This is a genomic window from Natrinema gelatinilyticum, from assembly GCF_024266705.1.
Lineage (GTDB): Archaea > Halobacteriota > Halobacteria > Halobacteriales > Natrialbaceae > Natrinema > Natrinema gelatinilyticum.
In genome coordinates, this window is the sequence record NZ_CP100756.1 from 2,649,161 (window position 1) to 2,668,811 (window position 19,651).

Consider the following 19,651-nt stretch of genomic DNA (forward strand, 5'->3'; position numbering starts at 1 on the left):
CGCGTTCTCGAGTCGGTCCTACCCGAAGAGTTCCGCGACCGAAAGGAGGAGACCGGGAACGATCAGCAAGGCAAGCCCGCCGACTATCAACAGCAGCGGGAGGACGAGCAGTCCCATGTCCGTCAGTAGCCAGAGGCCGAGACCAGCAGCGACGGCGAGCAGGCCGACGAGTCGGAGGAGCCACACGAACGCTCCCTCGAGTTCCGAGTCGGCGATCCCGTCCACGAGTTCGAGTGCGTCGTCCATAGCCGGCTGGATTTGGCAGCCGAAGCTCCTTAGTCTCACTGCTGCTCGGCCGACAAAGGTTCACCTGGGTTCACCCGTCTTCAGACAGCGCACGCGCTCACTCGGTTAGCTCGCATACTCCGCCGCCCGGTTCGCACACCCACGAGAACGGGGCGATTCGTTTCTCGTCCGCCAAGTGTGCACATATGACCGAACCGCTATTTCAGGCGGGATTCGATGACGGAATCGACAGTATTCGTCGTTCTATATGTGGCAGGATACCGACAACTCACATATTTGTACCCTCGCCATAATCGACGGGATATGCAAACGCTCGAGGTCACCGACGAACAGTACACGTTCATCCAATACCTTCGGAAGGAGATATCCGAATCGGTCGTCGGCAAGTACGGGTTCGTTCGCGAACGGGACGCCATCCAGTTTCTGATAGACCATCTCGACGAGGACATCGAAATCGACGTCGACGGTGCGTTCGACTTCTCGGCGACGGACGACGTATCCGCGTCCGTCGTGGCCGCTATCGACGGCGAGGTCGATCCGACCGAACCCGAGGAAGTGTCGTACATCGAAAACGAATCTATCGACGCCAACGTGGCATCGGACGACGAATCCGACGACACGGCGTCCGAGTCGGCCGACACCGGTGATTCGGAGTCGTCGGAAACGGACGTAGTGGACGGCGAGGCGACGAACGACGGCGACGACGCGAACGATACCGCCGTTGGCGACGGGTCGGCCGACGACGACGAACTGCTAGACGAGATGATGAGCCTGCTCGAAACCTACGACGACAAGTGGGAGAAGTCGGACTCGCCGGACTACCGATACACCGTCGAACTCCCCGACGGATCGACCGATCGGGTCCAGACGAAAGACGACGTCCGGGCGTTGCTGTTCAAGAACTATCGGTGAACCGCCACAGCACGAGCGCGTCTCGTCGTCGTGGCCGACGATGTGAGAACGGTAGAACTTTACTCGCGCTCGCGCTTCCAAGCGGTATGAGCGAACGCGAGGTGCTCGAGTTGCTTCGTGAGAACGCGCGGTACTCCGCGGCGGACATCGCGCGAATGACCGACTTCGACGAGCGAGAGGTCGAGGCAGCAATCGAGGAACTCGAGGCAGCAGGCCTCGTCCGCGGCTATCAGGCGGTCGTCGACTGGGATCGGCTCGAAGACGAACGCGTCCGCGCCGAGGTCGAACTGAACGTCCGTCTCGACCGCGAGACGGGCTACGACGACATCGCCGAGCGACTCGCCCGATTCCCACAGGTGAAGGCCCTGCGGCTGGTCAGCGGTGACTACGACTTCGATATGGAAATCGAGGGCGACTCGATCCGCGAGGTGTCCCAGTTCGTCAGCGAAAAAGTCGCGCCCGTTCCCGAGATCACCCAGACGGTCACCCACTACGTCATGACCTCCTACAAGGAAAACGGGATCGAACTCGGCGACGGCGAAGACGACGACCGCCTCTCGTTCTCACCCTGACTATGACGTTCGAACTGTCAGAACGCGTGCAGGCGGTCCCGCCGTCGGGGATCCGGCGCTTCTTCGAAATCGCCGAGGAACGCGACGAGGTCATCTCGCTCGGTGTCGGCGAACCGGACTTCGCGGCCCCGTGGGCGGCCCGTGACGCCGCGATAACGTCGCTCGAGCAAGGCAAGACCTCGTACACGGCGAATCGGGGCAAGCGCGAACTCCGGGAATCGATCGCCGGCTACGTCGCCGACCGGTTCGACCTGGGCTACGATCCAGACGAAGAGATCCTGGTCACCGCGGGCGCGAGCGAGGCAGTCGATCTGGCCTTCCGGGCATTCGTCGATCCCGGCGACACGGTCGCGATCGCCCAGCCGTCGTACATCTCCTACGAGCCGGGCGTGATCTTCGCCGGGGGCGAGGTACTGCCGGTCCCGACGAGGGAGGAAGACGAGTTCCGACTCACCGTCGAGGGCTTAGAGCGGGCCGGTGCGGCCGACGCGGACGTGCTGGTGCTTTGCTACCCGAACAACCCGACCGGGGCGATCATGCCCGCCGACGACCTCGAGCCGATCGCCGAGTACGCCTGCGAACACGATCTGATCGTCCTCTCGGACGAGATATACGCCGAGTTGACGTACGACGGCGACCACACTTCGATCGCGAGTTTCGAGGGGATGCGCGAGCGTACCATCGTCTTCAATGGCTTTTCGAAAGCCCACGCGATGACCGGCCTTCGACTCGGATACGCACTTGGACCCGCCGACGCGATCGGTGCGATGAACAAGATCCACCAGTACACGATGCTCTCGGCTCCGACGACGGCCCAGTACGCCGCGATCGAAGCCCTCGACTCCTGTGCGAACGACGTGCAGGAGATGGTCGATCAGTACGACCGCCGGCGGCGGTTCGTTCTCTCACGGTTCCGCGAAATCGGGATGGATGTCTTCGAGGCAAAGGGCGCGTTCTACTGCTTCCCCGAGGTTCCCGAGGGCTTCACCGCGGCGGAATTCGCCGAGGAAGTCCTCCGGGAACAGGGCGTCGCCGTCGTGCCAGGCGACGTCTTCGGCGACGGCGGCGCTGGCCACCTCCGGATCTCGTATGCGACTGGCCTGGAGGAACTGCGTAACGCGCTCAACCGGATCGAGGCGTTCGTCGCGAACCACACCTGATTCCCGCTCGATCCCGTTTCGGAGTCGGGCATCGGCATCAAAACCGTCTCCGGTGATGGAAACGTGAATCGTCCCGATGCGGGACACCAGAACCGTCCCGACCGTGGCGATCTGGCCGTTTTCGAATCGGTAGGATCAGGGCTGGAGTGCACTTTCTTCGAGCCAGGAACCGGCCCAGCATTCGATTTCGTCGAAGACCGGCTCGAGCGATTCGCCCTTGCCGGTGAGGCTGTAGAAGGTGGCGACGGGGGCGTCCTCTTCGATACGTCGCTCGACGAATCCCATCTCGCCGAGATCGTCGAGTACGCGCGAGAGGGTGCGCGCGTTCGCGCCGGTCGAGCGCTTGAGTTCGTTGAAGCGCTGCTCGCCGTCCAGCAACTCGTGCAAGACTGCGAGGCGCCACTGGGATCCGATCTGCTCGAGGGAGGCGATGACGGGACAGGCGTCCGCGTTTCGCTCGCGGGAGCTAGTCTGTGGGGATGACATCGATGGTCTCTGCGTTCACGTACGTTACGAACAGCTTTAGTAGTTCGCTTTCGAACCGGATAACATAATGTTAGTAGACAGTGGGATGCTAGCCGCGACACCGATGACCCCGAAGCGACGTTTCGAGGGGGCAAAATGACCGAGAATGGATCGGTCGGCGGTGAGGCGGCTACCGTACTCGAAATTGACGCGAACGAGCACGATCGAACGCTCTATCGGATCCTCTCGAGCGCAGTCGTCCCACGACCGATCGCGTGGGTGAGTACGCGAAGCGAAGACGGCGTCGACAACCTCGCGCCATACAGCTTCTTTACCGTCGCGTCCGTGGAGCCGCCGGTCCTGTTATTCGCGCCCGTCGACGGAGCGGACGGGCTCAAAGACACGCCGCGCAACGCCCGCGACACCGGCGAGTTCGTCGTTAATCTCGTCACTGAGGAACTGGCGGCGGCGATGAACGACACCAGCGCGACGCTGGCGGCTGGCGACAGCGAATTCGACTACGCGGGCATCGAACGCGCCGACTCGAGCGCGGTCGCGCCGCCGCGCGTCGCGGACGCGAAGGTGGCCTTCGAGTGTACCCTGCACGATCTCATCGACGTCGGCGGTTCGACGCTCGTCCTCGGGGAGGTTCGCCGCGTCCACCTCGAGGAATCCGTGATGACCGACGGAAAAATCGACGTCGACGAAATCGACGCCGTCGGTCGGCTCGCGGGGAGTCGATACGCCCGAACCGCAGACCGGTTCTCACTCGAGCGACCGCCGTAGGACGAGTTCCGAGAGACGAAAGCAGCGACTGCTCCCGTGCTGCGAAATCCGATAAGCTCACAGCCCGCTCTGTGAACTCGTTTTCAGCCGATTTCGAGGGATCTCTTATGCAAACAGTGACGTTGCAGGTGTCGTCTTTAGCGAACGGCCGGTTTCGCGTCTTCGAGTATCGCCTCGAGATTCTCGAGCGATCGCAGACTGATCGGCGCGTACCCCACCTGGTGGAGCGGAAGTTCGAACGCGATCCGACAACGGTCGTCGCCGAGGTCGTCGACGCGATGGCCGGCGGCTGGAATTTCGGTCACTCGCCAGGTCCACCGGCGGTCCGCACACGAGGTGATCCGAAACGGGACCCAGACGCCGGGAAGTCGCACCCGACCGGTCGTCCCATTTCGAATTCGACGGTCCGTCGACTCGACGCCGAAGATGACTGGCGACCACTCGGGCCACAGCGTCGTGTCGACGATGGCGTCCCAGGCGTCGGCCGCGGGGACCGACAGGACGTTCGAAATCTCGAGTCGGCTCCCCTCCGGCGTTCGCGCGGTTCGGATTCGAGTCATCGGGTGGTCCTACGCGGTCCGTGACTATGGTGATTTGGCCGGACGCTCTTATGTAGAGCTGGGGAATGCCCCCATAGCAAGGCAGTCGATGACGCTTACGAGGGATGCGCCAGCGAGATTCAATGAACGGATGATTCCAAATGTGTGAGCGGCCTGCTCCAAGCCGTGCTTGGACAGGCCGCGGAACTTCCGTAGCCACGGTTTGATGAGTGAAAAGAGGCACTCAACCTGGTTAATATGGACACCGTCAGGCGAGACGTACGTCTCGTCGTGCACAACGATCTGGTGAGTGTACTCCATCTGCCGATACGCTTGGAGACCATCAGTCCAGACCTCTCCCAGCGGCTGGGAGAGGTCTTCAGCCTCCTGTATTACTGGATCAAGGTCTGTTTCGTAACTGATGCCAAGCTGGCCGTGAACAACCCGTAGCACGTCGCGGCACGCCGCGACGAGCGTTATCTGGTCGCCGTGTCGTCCACGCCAGCGCGAGCGTCCTGATCGAGACGACCCGCCGCGGTGACGGCTGTCCCGCGGCGGGTCTTGGCCTTTGTATCCTGAACAGACGCTGCTGGATTCATCGATTTGTACCGGACCGTCGATTTCCTGCTGGAACTGGTTCCAGACGACCGGGAAGCCTCGCTGAACCGCGGCTTCGACCTCTCGAATGGCGTAGTAGACGGTCTTGTACGCTCGATCGAGCAGTGTCGCAATTTTCGAGATACTCAACAGCGTGTCGGCATAGAGGATGAATGCGAGAAGCACCTCTCCAGTGGTGAGGTGCTTCTCGTGAAACGGTGTTCCGTAGGTGCAAACCGGCTTGAACCCGCAGCTTCGGCAGATAACACGATTCGATGACGGCCACGTTTGGATGCTTGGATCACCGCATTCTGGACACGGAGCCTGCTCCCAGAATTTCTTGAGTCGCCGCTCGATTTGATCATCGAGCGGCTTCGTCTGCAGTTCAATCACTCCAAGATCAACGAGCTGTTGCAGCATCTTCCCGAATGCTGGCTGAGACATATTCTCTTGAGATCAGCCATCACAGTGTAACCGTGGGGCATTCCCCAGCTCTACATAAGAGCGTGGCCGGAAGGCTACCGGATTGTCTGCCGGTTGTTGTCGTTAGCGTGACTCTCAATGGCCGCTAAATTTCACTGGAGGCTTCTCGTCGTCAGATGGGGCGTCGGCCGGCTCGGCGGCGACTCGCTCCGAGTCTGATTCGAGGGTGAGTACCACCTCGATTCGGGCCGAGGGCTCGAGGATGGGTTTGCTCGGGGTCGAGTCGGTCACCCAGCACGAGCCGACGCGGACGACTCGACAAGCCGGATCGTCAGATTACCGTTGCAGCGACTGTAACAGGTTCTTATCGCAGCTACTTAACGCGTGGGGACGATACGATCCGTATCTGAGGATGAGTAATCGCGACCCACCCGATCAGCGTCGAGCGAATTACGATTCGCCCGACCAGCAGGACGCGGATGGTACGCCACCCCAACGGGAACCGGTTCGAGAGGCGGTCGAACGGTCCAGAAGCGGTGCACCGGCGGCCGGCGCGGTCGTTCGCGATCGGTTCTCGTCCGACGAAATCTTCCAGCGGATCGTCGCCGCGGCCGACGAGGAGATTACCTCGGGGAACCGCGAACTCTTCTTCAGCGGCCTCGCCGGCGGCTTTGCGATCACAATCACGTTTCTCCTGTACGCGTCGCTTACGGCGTCGACGGACGGCGATCCGATCCTGAGTACGCTCCTGTACCCTCTGGGATTCATCTACATCATTATCGGCGGCTACCAGCTCTATACTGAGAACACGCTGCCGCCAGTTGCTCTGACACTCGAGCGACTCGCGAGCGTCCCTGCGCTGTTGCGCCACTGGACGATCGTGCTGGCGGGTAATTTCACGGGCGGTGGACTCGGCGCGATGGCCCTCTCGTGGGGCGACGTCTTCGACGATGACGCGGCGGCTGCCGCGACGGAACTGGCAGAACACGGCCTCGAGACGCCGTGGTGGTCGCTGTTCTCGAAAGCCGCATTCGCGGGGTTGATCGTCGCCGGGGTTGTCTGGATCGTCTACGCCTCCCGCGATACGATCTCCCGTCTCGTCGTCGTCTATCTGGCCTTCCTCGCGATTCCCCTCGGGAACCTGTTCCACGTCGTCGTCTCGTTTACCGAGATGGTCTACATGGTTCTCGGTGGCGAAGTCGCCGTTTTCGTCGGCGTGACCGAATTCGTCCTGCCGGTCCTGCTCGGGAACACCATCGGCGGCATCGTCCTCGTCACCGTGGTCAACTACTTCCAGACGAGTGAGCGCCGCCTCGAGTCGGCGCGCTTCGAGGGTGCCGACCGACAGCTATCGATTCGAGAGTGGGTGCTGGGAAGTTACGGCGGACGGTCGTACGTCCCGTTGATAAACACCACCGAGACACACGCAGCCAGGGACGGTGCCTATCATATTCTCGTCCCGATCGCGAACCCGCGGACCGACACTGGGATCGTCGATTTCGCCTGCACGCTGGCGAGCGGTCACGACAACGCGGTCGTGCATGCCGTTCACATCGTTCAGCTGCCGGATCGGTCATCCATGCGATACGGCGCCGGACAGACCGAGCGGATCATCGCCGAGTCGGACGACCTGATGGAACGGGTCCGGGAACGGGCCGCTGCGTTCGACGTCGACTGCGAAACGTCAACGGTCGTCTCCCATCGCGCGTTCGAGGGCGTTTTCGACATCGCGGTGCGCGAACAGCCCGATCTCGTTCTGCTAGGCTGGGGAACCAATCGTCCGTGGGGTGCGGGTCGCGTCGAACCCCGAATCGACGAGTTGACCAGGAACCTCCCCTGTGACTTCCTGATCCTCAAAGATCGGGATCTAGACACGTCGCGGGTCCTCCTCCCGACCGCCGGCGGCCCTGACGCAGACCTGAGCGCGGAAATCGCGCGGACACTCCTGGCGGAAGCCAACGCCGAAATCACCCTTCTGCACGTCGTCGCCGGTCGGGACGACCGCGCGGCCGGAGAACAGTTCCTCACCGAGTGGGCCGCCGACCGCGGCCTCGAGGACGCGACTCTGCTCGTCGACGATTCGGGTGACGTGGAGGGTGCCATTTGTCGCGAGGCGGCGGATCACCCGCTCGTCCTCATCGGTGCGACCGAGGAAGGGGTGATCTCCCGGCTCATGCGAGATTCGCTACACATGGACGTCGTCAACGAGGTCGAGAGTTCGGTCCTGATCGCGGAGCGACCGACCGAACGCACCGTGCTTCAGCGGCTATTCGGGCACTGGTAGGTCGTCGCCTCGACCCGCGTCGAGTGTGGGACGTCCAACTCGTCCACCCTCGGGCTCGAAAAACCGACGCGGAAACGGCCGATTTCGGCGCGGTCAGTTGCGACGGAACACGCTCTTCGGTCGTGAGACGATGCCGCTATCGTCGTATCCGTTCGCGTTTCGGTCGTCACGTTCGCCTGCCATCTCCAGCCGGTTCGTGATCGTTCCGATCACTAAAAATAACGTCAGTGGCCGTCGCAGTATCGATTGCCGCACTACATACAATTTTCCCGGTCGTTTGCGTGTGGCCCGTATGGAGTACACGACGCTCGGTTCGACCGGGATGAACGTCAGTCGCATCTGCCTGGGGTGTATGAGCTTCGGCTCGAGCGACTGGCGCGAGTGGGTGTTAGACGACGAGGAAAGCAAGGAGATCATCGACCGCGCAATCGACCTCGGGATCAACTTCTTTGACACTGCGAACATGTACTCGAGGGGCGAGTCGGAGCGCGTACTCGGGGAGGCACTCGAGGGCTACGAGGAGGAGTCGGTCGTCGCGACGAAGGGGTTCTTCAGGATGTGCGAGGACGACCCCAACTCCGGTGGGCTCTCGCGGAAGGCGATCGAACAGGAACTGGCGGCGAGTCGCGACCGACTCGGGATAGACACGATCGATCTCTACCAGATCCATCGGCTGGATCACAAGACGCCGATCGAGACGACGCTTCGGGCGCTCGACGACGTGGTCCGCCGAGGTCACGTTCGATACGTCGGCGCATCCTCGATGTGGGCTTACCAGTTCGCAGATGCGTTGCACACGAGTGACTTGCTCGGCCTCGAGCGCTTCGCCACGATGCAGAACCACTACAACCTCGTCTATCGGGAGGAGGAACGCGAGATGCTCCCCCTCTGTCAGAACGAGTCCGTCGGCGTCCTCCCGTGGTCGCCGCTGGCTCGCGGGTACCTGACGCGACCGCACGAGGAAATCGACGCGACGACGCGTGGCGAGAACGAAGAGCGCATGTACGAACACCCCTACCGCCAGGGAGACGGGGCGACGGTCAACGAGCGGGTGGCCGAGATTGCCGACGACAACGGCGTGACGATGGCCCAGATCGCACTCTCGTGGCTGCTCCACAAGGAGTGGGTCGACGCACCAATCGTCGGCACCACCAGCGTCGAACACCTCGAGCAGGCCGTCGAAGCACTCGATATTTCGCTGTCCGACTCGGACCTCGAGTACCTCGAAGAGCCGTACGAACCAGTGCCCGTCTCCGGTCACGTCTGACTTGCCTCCCGTCTGCGTCGGCAGACCTAGGACCCGATCGGCGGCCGAATCGACCGCGTTCGCGTCCCTGTTCACTGGGTAGGCGCTGCGTCCGAGCGTCCGTCGGAGACCGAACCCGCGGAATCGCCCGTTCCCCGTCTCGAACTCACGGCAGCGCCTCGACCGCCTCAACCAGTTCGGCTTCGGTTTTCCACCGGTACAGTCGCCCCTCCTCTTCGAGTAGCTCGAAGACGCCGTCTTGCATCCAGTCGAACGACTGATCCTCGTCCTCGTACTCTCGCTTGAGGACGTGGCTCTTCGAGAAGTAGTCGCTCGTGCCCGCGAGTAGACCCTGTTCGACGAGGAAGCCGCTCGGCTCTTTCTCGGCGATGCCAACGATGTGAGTGACCAGGTCCGCGAGCAGGCAGAACTTCTGGATGCCGTTTTCCCACTCGCCGCGGACATCGACCATTCGGAATGCGTAGGCGTCTGCGCGTCGATTCAACCGATCGACGACCAGGTTCAGCCGACGGATCGGTTCGCGGTCGTAATTCCCGAGGACGAAATACGAGCGATCGGTCTCGTAGATTGGACGGAGTTCGCTCAGCGCGTGGAGAATCGCTTCGTTCTCTGCGAGTGTCAACTCCTCGGCCTCGAGGCGCTCGCTCGCGCTGGCGAGGACCTCGTCGGGGACCGGCGGATCGTCGTTTCTCATACGCATCTGATTATCGCGAATTAGGGATAGTCGTTACCGTGTCGTTTCCGTTTCCGATATCCAATGGAAAACAGGTGGACCCGCAATAGCGGCGGGACGTCGGGGACGGTCATCCTCGGTGAATTACTCCAGAGTAGTTTACTCCAGGGAAAATTACTTGGTAGTTCGACCCATAGCCGACCGTATGAGTACCGATGTGGGGACCCCCGAAGGGGCGAACGCACGCGAACTCGTCCACTTCGTCACCCAGCAGACGCGATTCGCGCTCCTGACCAATATCGTCCAGCATCCTGCGCAACTCCCGTCGATGTACGAACTCGAGCAACTGAACCCGAGCGTGAGCGAGGCGACGGTGTACAAACACGTACAGAAGCTCATCGACGCTGGCGTCGTGGAGTCAGTCGCGCTGCCCGAGGACGAGCGCCGACAGGGGAACCCCTGGAAATTCTATCGGCTGACCGACGAGGGCCGGGCGTTCCTCGCGGAACACAACCTGCTCGAGGCCGAAGCAACCCTCCAGCGCATTTACGAGACGATTTCCGATAAGTCCGACAAAATGATCAGGTACGAGAACGCCCCTCGCCCCGACGTCGATACCTAATTCTCGGAAGCGAAGGGGGAGCGTCGGCGTGGACTGCGGGGCGTCCCCGCGTGGTGGTCAGGACAACCTCGCAGCGATGTCCGCCTCGGTGATGATACCGACGGTTTCGCCGGCTTCAGTGATCATCACCGCCTTGTAGTGCTCGAGCAGATTGCTAATTTCGTCCGAGGTAGCATCTTTCGAGACGGTCGGGAAGCTTTCGCTCATGTGTTGCTCGACGGATTCGTTTCGGTCCTCGGAGTCGAGATGGACCAGGTCGCTCTGGCTAATCGAACCGACGGGAATGCCATCCTGGATGACCGCGAGCTGCGAATAGGCCTCTTCTTCCATCTTTCGGGCGGCCTCGCTGACTGGCTCGTCAGGGCCGACACTAACGACTGCCTCGTTCATCAGGTCCTCGGCCCGAATGACGTCGCTTTCGGCTTTCTCGAGGGCGGTGACGATTCGTCGGAGCGTCGACAGACGGGGGTCGACGTCGCCACCCTCGATGCGGGCGATCAGCGGCTGAGAGACGTCCGCCTTCTCGGCGAGTTCGCTCTGGGTGAGTTCGAGTTCGGTACGGCGCTGTCTGAGGTCCGCGGGCGTCGGGAGTTCCATACTTTACAATAACTATGGGTTATAGAAAATCTTTGGGTGAAATCCGATCGCGACCGAATTCCGGACTCGATCACTCGTCTTCGGGAACCTCTGCGATTTCGACGACCGACAGCGGGACGTCTCGCAGCGCACCGCCGACCTCGCTCTTCGCGATGCGAGAGGCGTGTTCCTCGCTGTCAGCGTTGAAGACCTCCATCTCGAGGCCGAGTCCGACGAGCGCAGTGTCGGCCGCGATAAACGCGGAGTCGAACGGCTCGCCACAGGCCGGACAGCCCGTCGCACCGACCTCGACTTCGACGTAGTCCATGTCTTCGCTGTTGAGTCGCTTTCCGGCTTCGCTGACTGCGACGCCGATTGCGTCGTCGATCGCTTCGACGTCACGAACGAGCCATGCGGCTTCCATCGCGACGAGATAATTGCCCATACGTACTGGTCGTTCCGGGGGGTTTCCTGCTTTGCGGTTCGTCGGCGCGAACGGTCGCGCAGGGTTCGTTCCACCGCCGATGGCGTGCGCATGGGAGTCGGATGATTCCCATAACTTACGGGAAATCTCCTGGTCGATTGCCGCCTGCTTAGCCATACATCGCCTCGAGTCCGCTCTCAGTTGGGTTCGTCGAAACCGAACTTGAACCGCAAGACGGCGTCGACCCGATTAACACGTATCAATCGTTATGAAAATTGGATTTCAAGAAGGCTTATATAGCACCTTCGTCTGAGCATCGGCTGAACGCTGATGATATCCCGCGTGTACCGCGCGACGCTGTTCGCACTGTACCAGCTGTGTATTGTGACCGGTATCGTCGCAATGCCGCTTGCGATCGCCGCTCGACAGGCAGGACTTACCCTGCCGATCCACCGGCTCCTCGCCAACGTCGAGGAAGCCTACGAGACCGCCCAGCCCTGATGACATAGATCACGTCGCCCTGACGGACGGGACCGCGCGGCCGAATTTTCCCACGTTTCGCCCCTCGAGCGATCGCAATGGCTCGCGTTCACTGCGACGCTCGAGCCGAACCGTTCGCCCGGAGTGGAAGCGGAAACGTCGGTCAGTGACCGCCGGTGTTTTATACCGTCCCGGTCGTACGTTCCCAGCAATGCGTACGCCTACACACGACTCCGACTTTTCTCGGACCGTCAACCAGTTGGCCGACGATCCGAATCCATACGAACCGGAGGTCGGCTCTCTGCCCCAGAACGATCTGACGCGGGCCGACCTCGAGAACGTGAACAAAACCGGTACGACCACCATCGGGATTTCCACCGCCGACGGCGTCGTGATCGCCACTGATATGCGTGCCAGCCTCGGCGGGCGCTTCGTCTCGAACAAGAACGTCCAGAAGGTCGAGCAGATCCACCCGACCGGTGCGCTCACGCTGGTCGGAAGCGTCGGCGGTGCCCAGTCGTTCATCTCGACGCTCCGCGCCGAGGTCAACCTCTACGAGGCGCGCCGCGGCGAGCGGATGAACATCGACGCGCTGGCGACGCTCGCGGGCAACTTCGCTCGCGGCGGTCCGTTCTTCGCCATCCACCCGATACTCGGCGGTGTCGACGAGGAGGGGAGCCACGTCTACAGCATCGATCCCGCCGGCGGCGTCATGGAAGACGATTACACCGTCACGGGGTCCGGGATGCAACTCGCCTACGGTCACCTCGAGCAGTCCTACGAACCGGACATGTCTAACGAAGAGGCGAAGACAGTCGCGGCCCGCGGCATCAAATCCGCCGTCGAGCGCGATACCGGCTCCGGCAACGGCGTCTTCCTCTGTGAGATCACTGACGAGGGCGTCGATATCCACGGCCACCACGACTTCGACGAAGTATTGTAATCGGTTTCGCCACTTCGTCTCTGTTCTCCAGCCGCCTCGTCGCTCGTAGCCGCTGCCGGCGCAGCGGTTCCGATGCCGTGTCGTGGCGATCGATCGTAGGCAACGGGTATCCACCGCCATCTCCGAAAAATAGTGGAGTGCGGGCCGGTTTTTCAGGACCGCTCGACCGGGTCCCAACAGTCCGTCTGCGTTGCTCCAGACGCCACGCCAAATTCGATAGAGACGTCCCTCGGTTCGTCCTCGTCCTCGGGAACGATGCGGAAGGACCCGCGACCGAGAACTGCAGGACGGACGACTCCGAACGGTGTCTCCACCGGCATTCGAACGACGTCCGCTGCTACCGTCTAGCCCGTGCGGTCGTTTCCCGCGTACTCTCCGCGAGCGTCACCGACCGGCCGCTCTCGCTCGAGCGGTAAATCGCGTCGATGACGCGCTGGACGGTCAGCGCCTCCTCGACGGTGTTGGTCTCCGGCGCCACACCCGCGGCGACGGCCGCGAGGAACGCTTCGTCCTGCTCGGCGTAGCCAGTCACGGTGGCGTCGCCGGTCATATCGACGTCAGCGTAGTAGTCGCTGCCGGCGGTTCCCGCCTCGAGAATTTCCAAGTTGGTGTCGCCGATGTCGAACTGCGCGCCCGCCTGAGTCCCGCGGACGCGAAAGTCCATGCTCTCTTGGCGGTTGGTAGCCCAAGCGGCCTCGAGTGAGATTGTCTGGCCGTCGGCACAGCGGACGAACGCGCTGACCGAATCGTCGACGTCGTACGTCCCGGCCTCGGCGTCCCAGTTGTCACCGAAGCCCTCTGGATCGGCGTATTCATCCGTGGTGCCGAACGTGGTTCGTGTGACGCCGCTCACCTCGACGACCTCGGGAAAGTCCAGCGCGTAGAGGGCGAGGTCGAGGGCGTGGACGCCGATGTCGAGTAGCGCACCGCCGCCGGCGAGTTCGGAGTCGGTAAACCACGACCCAGGACCCGGGACGCCGCGTCGACGGACGTAGTTGGCTTCGACGTGAGTCAGGTCGCCGAAGCGGCCGCGGGCGTGCTGTTCGTCGAACATGGCCATCGAGGCGGCATGGCGGTTGTGAAACCCGACCATACAGATTCCATCGGCTCTGGCCGCTGCGTCGGCGATCCGTTCAGCGCTTTCTAAGGTGTGCGCGAGCGGTTTTTCGACGAGGACGTGGTGGCCGGCCTCGAGGGCTGCGACGGCGATCGGTTCGTGGAATCGATTGGGCGTCGTCACGATGACGGCGTCGACCGCATCGTCGACGACGAGTTCCTCGTGGGTCTCGTACGTGGCGGCGCCGAATTCGTCGGTGAATCGTCTCCGTTGTTCCGGGACGAGGTCCGCACCGGCGACGACGTCGGCGCCGAGATTCCGAACGCTTTGAGCGTGGAGGGTGCCCATTCCGCCGAGACCGACGATGCCGACGCCGATCATGTTTCGGCCCCTGATCTCGAGTCAGCAGAAACGAACGTGCGGTGAGAAACGAACCATTTCGATGACGTTTGAGTGCGATCCCGGTCCATAGAGAGAGGCAGTCGGCGATCAAAATAAGGGTTGTGACCGATTAATCTGTGCAATCATTTACCACTTGACACCGATCCATACTATTACGACACGAATATTCGAATATATTGAATAAACATGTTATTAATCGTGTCCGTTCCCGCCCGCGTCCTCCCAAGCTAAGTTCACGTCGGTCGAGCGAACTGGCATGGTAGCAGTCACGATCTGGAACGAGTTCCGCCACGAACGCGAGGAGCAGGCGGCGGAGGTCGCCTACCCCGATGGGATCCACGAGGCAATCGCCGACGCACTCACCGACGAATACGACGTCCAGACCGCAACGCTCGACGACCCACACCACGGTCTCACAGCCGATGTCCTCGAGGATACCGACGTCCTCCTGTGGTGGGGCCACGAGGCCCACGACGAGGTCTCGGACGTGGTCGCCGACCGCGTTCATCGCCACGTTCTCGAGGGGATGGGGTTTATTCCGCTGCACTCGAGTCACTACGCGAAGCCCTTTACGCGGCTCATGGGAACGTCTTGCAGCCTACAGTATCGCGAGGATGGCGGTACCGAGCGGCTGTGGGTCGTCGATCCCGGCCATCCGATCGCCGACGGTCTGAACGAAGTCATCGAACTCCCCGAAACGGAGATGTATGGCGAACCGTTCGACGTCCCCGAACCCGATCGTCAGGTGTTCATCAGCTGGTTCGAGGGCGGCGAGGTGTTTCGAAGCGGCTGCTGTTACCGGCGGGGAAACGGCCGAATCTTTTATTTCCGGCCGGGTCACGAAACCTATCCGATCTACAACAACGCGGCGGTTCGCCGTGTGCTTCGCAACGCTGTCGAGTGGGCCAGTCCGACCGAGGGGGCACCACGGACGTTCGGCGAACGGTCGTGACATCCTTCACGCCGTGAACGGCGTGGTTTCCTCCGTATGAGTCTCAGCCGGTCTACGCGTCCCCGGAGGAAATATTCCCGTCATAGTGAACGATACTCGCGTCTGCGCGCCGTTCTTCGGGACGGTGAGAGCGTGGTGACTCAGACCAGTCGTGGTCGTCCCACTCGAACCGTACTCGAAAACGCCGCGCATTTTCGCCATCCCGGAAATCGGTGATTTCCGAGGTTACAGGCCGTGCCATCTGCCTGACTGCCTGTTCTGTCTGCCTCAGGTTTTCGGAAGTCGCGGCGGGCTCTTCGTCGGTTCAGAACGGCTGTCGACCTTCGTCTGTGATGACGCTCTCGAGCAGGTCGACCGGCGTCGCGTCGTAGGCGGGGTTCTTCACGTCGAAGCCGTCGGCTGGTTCAGCCATCACCTCGCTGTCCGGGCGGAATTCGTTCTCGAAGACGAACCCCTCGCTCACGATTTTCGAGGCCGAACCGAGGACCGTGACCGGGACACCGACCTGCGCCGCCGTCGCCGCGATCGGAAACGTCCCGACGCGGTTGTATAGCGTCTCATTGACGATGCAGTCCATCCCGACGACGACCCGGTCACACTCCTCGAGGTAGATCCCGTGGGCGCTGTCGGTCACCAGCGTCGCGTCGATCCCCTCGAAATCGGCGAGCGTTCTGGCGGTCTTGCGTCCGAGATATCGGGGCCGTGCCTCAGTGACGTAGACGTCGAACGTTTTCCCTCCCTCGATCGCCTGTTCGAGGGCTTCGAGGACCGTCGAGGAATAATCGTGAGTCAGCAATGTCGCGCCGTCGGTGAGTTCGTCGACGGCGTTTTCGGCCGCCAGCCGCTTGCCGGATTCGATCCGCGTGACGACCTCGTCGATCTTCTCGCTCGTCAGTCGCCGCGCCTCCTCGACGCTGTCGGGATCTGCGTCGGTCACGTCGTCGACGACCTCCCGAACGGCGTTTTGTAGCGAGGCGTGCGAAGGGTTCGCCCGCCGTAGGACGGAGCCGTTGCGCTCGAGCGCGCGGGTGTACTCTTCGACCGTGGCGAACTCCCGCTCGACGAGCTCCTCGAGAGCTCGTGCGGCATTTACGGCTACTACCGAGGAGCTGTGCGTTTGCATCTCCCTGATTTCCTCGGCCGTCTCGTCGATCATACGTTGACGAATTCCCGACAGCGGGAAAGGTGTTCCGGGTGCACGGACCGTCAGCGGTCGTGTATCTCGGGCCACGAGGCCTGGCACGGTCCCGGCGATAACGGCCTCCGCCAGCGATAGACAGCGAACGGTATACGTCCTCGGACCACCTAGATCCGTCGATGACCATCACCGTCAGGTACACGTGCCCGCACTGCGGTGCCGTCGTGAGCGTCGAGCGCCGGCCCGACCTCGCGGATCGATCCGTCACCACGGTCCCCCAACCGGGGTGGGAGTACGCCGCCCCGGACGAGGCCGTCGAGGAGGCCGACGGAATCGAGTTTCTCTGTGGCGAGGACGGACCCGTCACCGATCTGGAGGGCGACCCCGTCGAGGGCTGTGGCCGCCCGTTCTACCTCAATTTTGTCCGCTACGAGCAGGGCGTAGAACTCGAGCCTGATCCGCCGACATACGGCGGGCCGCGGTTCGATTTCAACGCGTAGGAACGGATGGCGCCCGGAATCACGGGATGGCGCCCGGAATCACGGAAGAATGACTCTCCTCGTTCCGTGTAGCAAGCCGCTGAGCGGACGCCTGATGAGGAAGGGCGGTTTCGAGGCGATGTACCCACGAGCGACCAGCGGGAGCGAGCGGCCTCTTTTGGTTCAGATTGTGCGGGCGATTCGAGCGAGCGGAACGAGCGAGGACCGCTCGTAAAAAGGTGGGAACACAACCCTTTTCGAGGCCCGGAAGTACCTACAGACATGGACGAAGCCGCGATTCGCGACCGCCTCCGGACGGTCGATGATCCGGAACTCGGCGACGACATCGTTTCGCTCGGACTCGTCAACGACATCGACGTCGACGGAGACCACGTCGCGGTCGATCTCGCCCTTGGGGCTCCCTATTCGCCCACCGAGAGTGACATCGCCGCCGATGTTCGACGGGTACTGACCGAAGTGGGCCTCGAGCCGGATCTCACCGCGAGCGTTCCCGATCGAGACGATCTCACGAGCGAGGAACAGGTGCTGCCGAACGTCAAGAACGTTATCGCAGTCGCCTCCGGAAAGGGCGGCGTCGGCAAATCGACTGTCGCAGTCAACCTCGTGGCCGGTCTCTCCCAACTCGGTGCCCGCGTCGGGCTCTTCGACGCGGACGTCTACGGGCCGAACGTTCCACGGATGGTGGCCGCCGACGAGCCGCCGATGGCCACCGAGGACGAAACCCTCGTGCCGCCCGAAAAGTACGGCGTGAAGCTAATGAGCATGGCTTTTCTCACCGGCGAGGACGACCCGGTCATCTGGCGCGGCCCGATGGTCCACAAAGTCATCACGCAACTCACCGAGGACGTCGAATGGGGCTACCTCGACTACCTCGTCGTCGATCTCCCGCCAGGAACCGGTGACACCCAACTGACGATGCTTCAGACTATGCCTGTCACCGGCGCCGTCATCGTCACGACCCCACAGGGTGTCGCGCTTGACGACGCCCGGAAGGGCCTCGAGATGTTCGCCAAGCACGACACCGTCGTCCTGGGAATCGCCGAGAACATGTCGACGTTCGTCTGTCCTGACTGCGGCGGCGAACACGACATTTTCGGCTCCGGCGGCGGCGAGGGGTTCGCCGAGGAACACGACATGCCCTTCCTCGGCTCGATTCCGCTCGATCCCGCCGTGCGCGAGGGCGGCGATGGCGGGAAGCCGACCGTCCTGAAAGAGGGGGACGACACCAGCGACGCGCTCCGAATGCTCACCGAGAACGTCGCCAACAATACCGGGATCGTCCACCGACAGGGGGTCTCTCAGACGCACCGGAGCGAAGCAGCGTCACCCGATCGATGACCGACGGCACCCACGGCTCGGGCGACGGCGACGATACCGGTGTCGGCGCGAGCGGTGACGCCGCAGACACGGATTTCGAATTCGAATCCGACGCCGAGCGCGTCGACTTCCTCCGGGACATCGCCGACGAAATTCGTGGTGACTCGACCGAGCGCGAGCAACTCGCGAACGTCCTGTACCGAACCAGCGACCTCTACGACGAGCGCGAGGATACCTCGCCTGAGGAGATCGTTCGCAATATGAAGGTCATCCTGGAGGTCATCGAACGCGGCGGCCTCGATCGCTGAGTCGGTTCGGTCGATACAATACCGGTACTCACCTTTTCACCGTGTCGCTGTCGCTGTCGCGCCCCCTCGTGCCCACCTAGACCCGCGATTTTGCGTACGCTCCGTCGTCCCGATCACCCGTCGCTCGACGACGCACCGCTCGGCTCTCGGCGGCGACCGGACTAAATTCGGACGCGCCACTTTTGCGTCTGCCCCTCGAGGTGCGATTGTGGACGTGAATCAACAGTCTCGAGCGAACCCCTTCGGCATGGACGAGGAGTGTCGGAACTGTCCGTCGCTCTGTGAGACACGCACGCAAGTTGTCCACGGCTACGGCGACGTCGGTGCGGATTTCCTGTTCGTCGGCGAGCGGCCGACGACGCAGGCGGACGCGGTCGGCGTCCCGTTCGCCGGCGCGGGCGGACGCGACGGTAACGGTGGGCTTCGGCGGATGCTCGAACGCCTCGGCCTCTGTGACGTTACCTCGCCGGCCGACGCGCCCGCACTCGAGAACGCCTACCTGACGAATCTGACGCGCTGTCGCGACCCCGACCGACGGCCGACCGACGACGAAATCGACACGTGTGAACCCTACCTCAACGCTGAAATCCGGATGATCAACCCCGAGATTCTCGTTCCCGTCGGTGAACGCGCACTGACGGAACTGGGAACCGAGTACACGACGACACCTGCCGACGCGCTCGTGCTTCCGGACGACCACGCGACGCGGATTCGCGGCCGCGGATTCGAACTGGTCCCGATGATCGACCCGCACGAACAGACCGACGAGCAAACGCAGACCTGGCTCGAGACCTTCGCACAGCTCATGGCGTCAGATTATCGGCAGACGAAGGGGCGACAAGAACGGTGAACCGCCTCGGGGTCACGTGGTTCGAGACGCTCCGCGTAGTCACGGAAATCTTCGATATCCGTACGACCCCGAGGCACTCGGCCTGCTCCGCCTGTAGAAACGGTAGGAACGGGGGAACGAAAGGAACGAAGCGGGTACCGGAGCAAAATGGAGCAGTC

At 62.4% G+C, this 19,651-nt stretch carries 24 protein-coding genes and 1 pseudogene; 14 read left to right on the forward strand and 11 right to left on the reverse strand.

Translation table 11 applies throughout. The features are described 5' to 3' along the window. Nucleotides 1-18: 18 nt before the first annotated feature. Nucleotides 19-246: a hypothetical protein gene (locus tag NJU76_RS13000; RefSeq protein ID WP_254529300.1), complete on the reverse strand. Its 228-nt coding sequence runs from the start codon at nucleotides 244-246 to the stop codon at nucleotides 19-21. A gap of 303 nt (nucleotides 247-549) precedes the next feature. Here NJU76_RS13000 and NJU76_RS13005 point away from each other — a divergent pair, with 303 nt between their 5' ends. From NJU76_RS13005 to NJU76_RS13015, 3 genes are all read left to right on the forward strand, one after another. Further along, nucleotides 550-1,158 (forward strand): hypothetical protein, encoded by a 609-nt coding sequence (locus NJU76_RS13005; RefSeq protein ID WP_254529302.1) that lies wholly within the window; start codon nucleotides 550-552, stop codon nucleotides 1,156-1,158. A gap of 86 nt (nucleotides 1,159-1,244) precedes the next feature. Next, entirely contained in the window at nucleotides 1,245-1,730 is a 486-nt protein-coding gene (locus tag NJU76_RS13010) for an Lrp/AsnC family transcriptional regulator (RefSeq protein ID WP_254529305.1), read from the forward strand. Nucleotides 1,731-1,732: 2 nt separating this feature from the next. Then, nucleotides 1,733-2,890, forward strand: coding sequence for a pyridoxal phosphate-dependent aminotransferase (locus tag NJU76_RS13015; RefSeq protein ID WP_254529317.1), 1,158 nt, complete (start codon nucleotides 1,733-1,735; stop codon nucleotides 2,888-2,890). Nucleotides 2,891-3,025: 135 nt separating this feature from the next. On the opposite strand, the gene NJU76_RS13020 is transcribed toward NJU76_RS13015, so the two are convergent. Then, nucleotides 3,026-3,376 (reverse strand): winged helix-turn-helix transcriptional regulator, encoded by a 351-nt coding sequence (locus tag NJU76_RS13020; RefSeq protein ID WP_254529319.1) that lies wholly within the window; start codon nucleotides 3,374-3,376, stop codon nucleotides 3,026-3,028. Nucleotides 3,377-3,511: 135 nt separating this feature from the next. Here NJU76_RS13020 and NJU76_RS13025 point away from each other — a divergent pair, with 135 nt between their 5' ends. Further along, entirely contained in the window at nucleotides 3,512-4,141 is a 630-nt protein-coding gene (locus NJU76_RS13025) for a flavin reductase family protein (protein WP_254529322.1), read from the forward strand. Nucleotides 4,142-4,278: 137 nt separating this feature from the next. Here NJU76_RS13025 and NJU76_RS13030 read toward each other — a convergent pair whose 3' ends face one another. Both NJU76_RS13030 and NJU76_RS13035 read right to left on the reverse strand, forming a co-directional pair. Continuing rightward, nucleotides 4,279-4,701 carry an SRPBCC family protein gene (locus NJU76_RS13030; protein ID WP_254529324.1) on the reverse strand — a complete coding sequence of 141 codons (423 nt, stop codon included), beginning with the start codon at nucleotides 4,699-4,701 and terminating at the stop codon, nucleotides 4,279-4,281. A 48-nt stretch (nucleotides 4,702-4,749) separates the two neighbouring features. Further along, nucleotides 4,750-5,721, reverse strand: a complete 972-nt coding sequence (locus NJU76_RS13035; RefSeq protein ID WP_254529326.1) for an IS1595 family transposase — start codon at nucleotides 5,719-5,721, stop codon at nucleotides 4,750-4,752. Nucleotides 5,722-6,112: 391 nt separating this feature from the next. Here NJU76_RS13035 and NJU76_RS13040 point away from each other — a divergent pair, with 391 nt between their 5' ends. Together NJU76_RS13040 and NJU76_RS13045 are read left to right on the forward strand one after the other, a co-directional pair. Continuing rightward, nucleotides 6,113-7,984, forward strand: coding sequence for a formate/nitrite transporter family protein (locus NJU76_RS13040; RefSeq protein WP_254529329.1), 1,872 nt, complete (start codon nucleotides 6,113-6,115; stop codon nucleotides 7,982-7,984). 292 nt (nucleotides 7,985-8,276) lie between these two features. Next, the gene (locus tag NJU76_RS13045; protein WP_254529332.1) at nucleotides 8,277-9,251 is read left to right on the forward strand and encodes an aldo/keto reductase; all 975 of its coding nucleotides are present in this window, start codon (nucleotides 8,277-8,279) and stop codon (nucleotides 9,249-9,251) included. 145 nt (nucleotides 9,252-9,396) lie between these two features. Here the strand turns inward: NJU76_RS13045 and NJU76_RS13050 are convergent, their stop codons facing one another. Continuing rightward, nucleotides 9,397-9,945, reverse strand: coding sequence for a DUF8170 family protein (locus NJU76_RS13050; RefSeq protein ID WP_254529335.1), 549 nt, complete (start codon nucleotides 9,943-9,945; stop codon nucleotides 9,397-9,399). Nucleotides 9,946-10,129: 184 nt separating this feature from the next. Between NJU76_RS13050 and NJU76_RS13055 the strand changes: the two genes are divergently transcribed. Next, nucleotides 10,130-10,546, forward strand: coding sequence for a helix-turn-helix transcriptional regulator (locus NJU76_RS13055; RefSeq protein ID WP_254529337.1), 417 nt, complete (start codon nucleotides 10,130-10,132; stop codon nucleotides 10,544-10,546). A gap of 57 nt (nucleotides 10,547-10,603) precedes the next feature. Here NJU76_RS13055 and NJU76_RS13060 read toward each other — a convergent pair whose 3' ends face one another. Together NJU76_RS13060 and NJU76_RS13065 are read right to left on the reverse strand one after the other, a co-directional pair. After that, complete coding sequence (locus NJU76_RS13060; protein WP_254529348.1) at nucleotides 10,604-11,143, reverse strand: CBS domain-containing protein; 540 nt, start codon at nucleotides 11,141-11,143, stop codon at nucleotides 10,604-10,606. Nucleotides 11,144-11,213: 70 nt separating this feature from the next. Next, entirely contained in the window at nucleotides 11,214-11,567 is a 354-nt protein-coding gene (locus NJU76_RS13065) for a DUF555 domain-containing protein (RefSeq protein ID WP_254523099.1), read from the reverse strand. 309 nt (nucleotides 11,568-11,876) lie between these two features. Here NJU76_RS13065 and NJU76_RS13070 point away from each other — a divergent pair, with 309 nt between their 5' ends. After that, nucleotides 11,877-12,047 (forward strand): hypothetical protein, encoded by a 171-nt coding sequence (locus tag NJU76_RS13070; protein ID WP_254529350.1) that lies wholly within the window; start codon nucleotides 11,877-11,879, stop codon nucleotides 12,045-12,047. Nucleotides 12,048-12,237: 190 nt separating this feature from the next. Continuing rightward, nucleotides 12,238-12,969 carry an archaeal proteasome endopeptidase complex subunit beta gene (gene psmB, locus NJU76_RS13075; protein WP_254523102.1) on the forward strand — a complete coding sequence of 244 codons (732 nt, stop codon included), beginning with the start codon at nucleotides 12,238-12,240 and terminating at the stop codon, nucleotides 12,967-12,969. A 152-nt stretch (nucleotides 12,970-13,121) separates the two neighbouring features. Here the strand turns inward: psmB and NJU76_RS13080 are convergent, their stop codons facing one another. After that, the gene (locus NJU76_RS13080) at nucleotides 13,122-13,289 is read right to left on the reverse strand and encodes a hypothetical protein (RefSeq protein ID WP_254529352.1); all 168 of its coding nucleotides are present in this window, start codon (nucleotides 13,287-13,289) and stop codon (nucleotides 13,122-13,124) included. A 17-nt stretch (nucleotides 13,290-13,306) separates the two neighbouring features. Beyond that, nucleotides 13,307-14,407 carry a Gfo/Idh/MocA family protein gene (locus NJU76_RS13085; RefSeq protein WP_254529354.1) on the reverse strand — a complete coding sequence of 367 codons (1,101 nt, stop codon included), beginning with the start codon at nucleotides 14,405-14,407 and terminating at the stop codon, nucleotides 13,307-13,309. Between the two features lie 277 nt (nucleotides 14,408-14,684). Here NJU76_RS13085 and NJU76_RS13090 point away from each other — a divergent pair, with 277 nt between their 5' ends. Beyond that, on the forward strand, nucleotides 14,685-15,380 hold the full coding sequence (locus NJU76_RS13090) for a ThuA domain-containing protein (protein WP_254529357.1): 696 nt from the start codon (nucleotides 14,685-14,687) through the stop codon (nucleotides 15,378-15,380). Between the two features lie 52 nt (nucleotides 15,381-15,432). Here NJU76_RS13090 and NJU76_RS27045 read toward each other — a convergent pair. Continuing rightward, nucleotides 15,433-15,648, reverse strand: a pseudogene (locus NJU76_RS27045) (hypothetical protein); the annotation flags it as partial. A 36-nt stretch (nucleotides 15,649-15,684) separates the two neighbouring features. Beyond that, nucleotides 15,685-16,536 (reverse strand): eIF2B alpha/beta/delta subunit family protein, encoded by an 852-nt coding sequence (locus NJU76_RS13095; RefSeq protein ID WP_254529359.1) that lies wholly within the window; start codon nucleotides 16,534-16,536, stop codon nucleotides 15,685-15,687. Nucleotides 16,537-16,697: 161 nt separating this feature from the next. Between NJU76_RS13095 and NJU76_RS13100 the strand changes: the two genes are divergently transcribed. The 4 genes from NJU76_RS13100 to NJU76_RS13115 all read left to right on the forward strand — a co-directional run bounded on the left by NJU76_RS13100 (nucleotide 16,698) and on the right by NJU76_RS13115 (nucleotide 19,493). Further along, entirely contained in the window at nucleotides 16,698-17,018 is a 321-nt protein-coding gene (locus NJU76_RS13100) for a DUF7969 family protein (protein ID WP_254529361.1), read from the forward strand. Between the two features lie 261 nt (nucleotides 17,019-17,279). Further along, complete coding sequence (locus tag NJU76_RS13105; protein WP_254529363.1) at nucleotides 17,280-18,356, forward strand: Mrp/NBP35 family ATP-binding protein; 1,077 nt, start codon at nucleotides 17,280-17,282, stop codon at nucleotides 18,354-18,356. Then, nucleotides 18,353-18,643: a DUF7976 family protein gene (locus NJU76_RS13110; RefSeq protein WP_254529366.1), complete on the forward strand. Its 291-nt coding sequence runs from the start codon at nucleotides 18,353-18,355 to the stop codon at nucleotides 18,641-18,643. The genes NJU76_RS13105 and NJU76_RS13110 overlap by 4 nt, the downstream gene beginning before the upstream one ends. Before the next feature lie 247 nt (nucleotides 18,644-18,890). Continuing rightward, nucleotides 18,891-19,493: a uracil-DNA glycosylase gene (locus NJU76_RS13115; protein WP_254532468.1), complete on the forward strand. Its 603-nt coding sequence runs from the start codon at nucleotides 18,891-18,893 to the stop codon at nucleotides 19,491-19,493. Nucleotides 19,494-19,651: the final 158 nt, after the last annotated feature.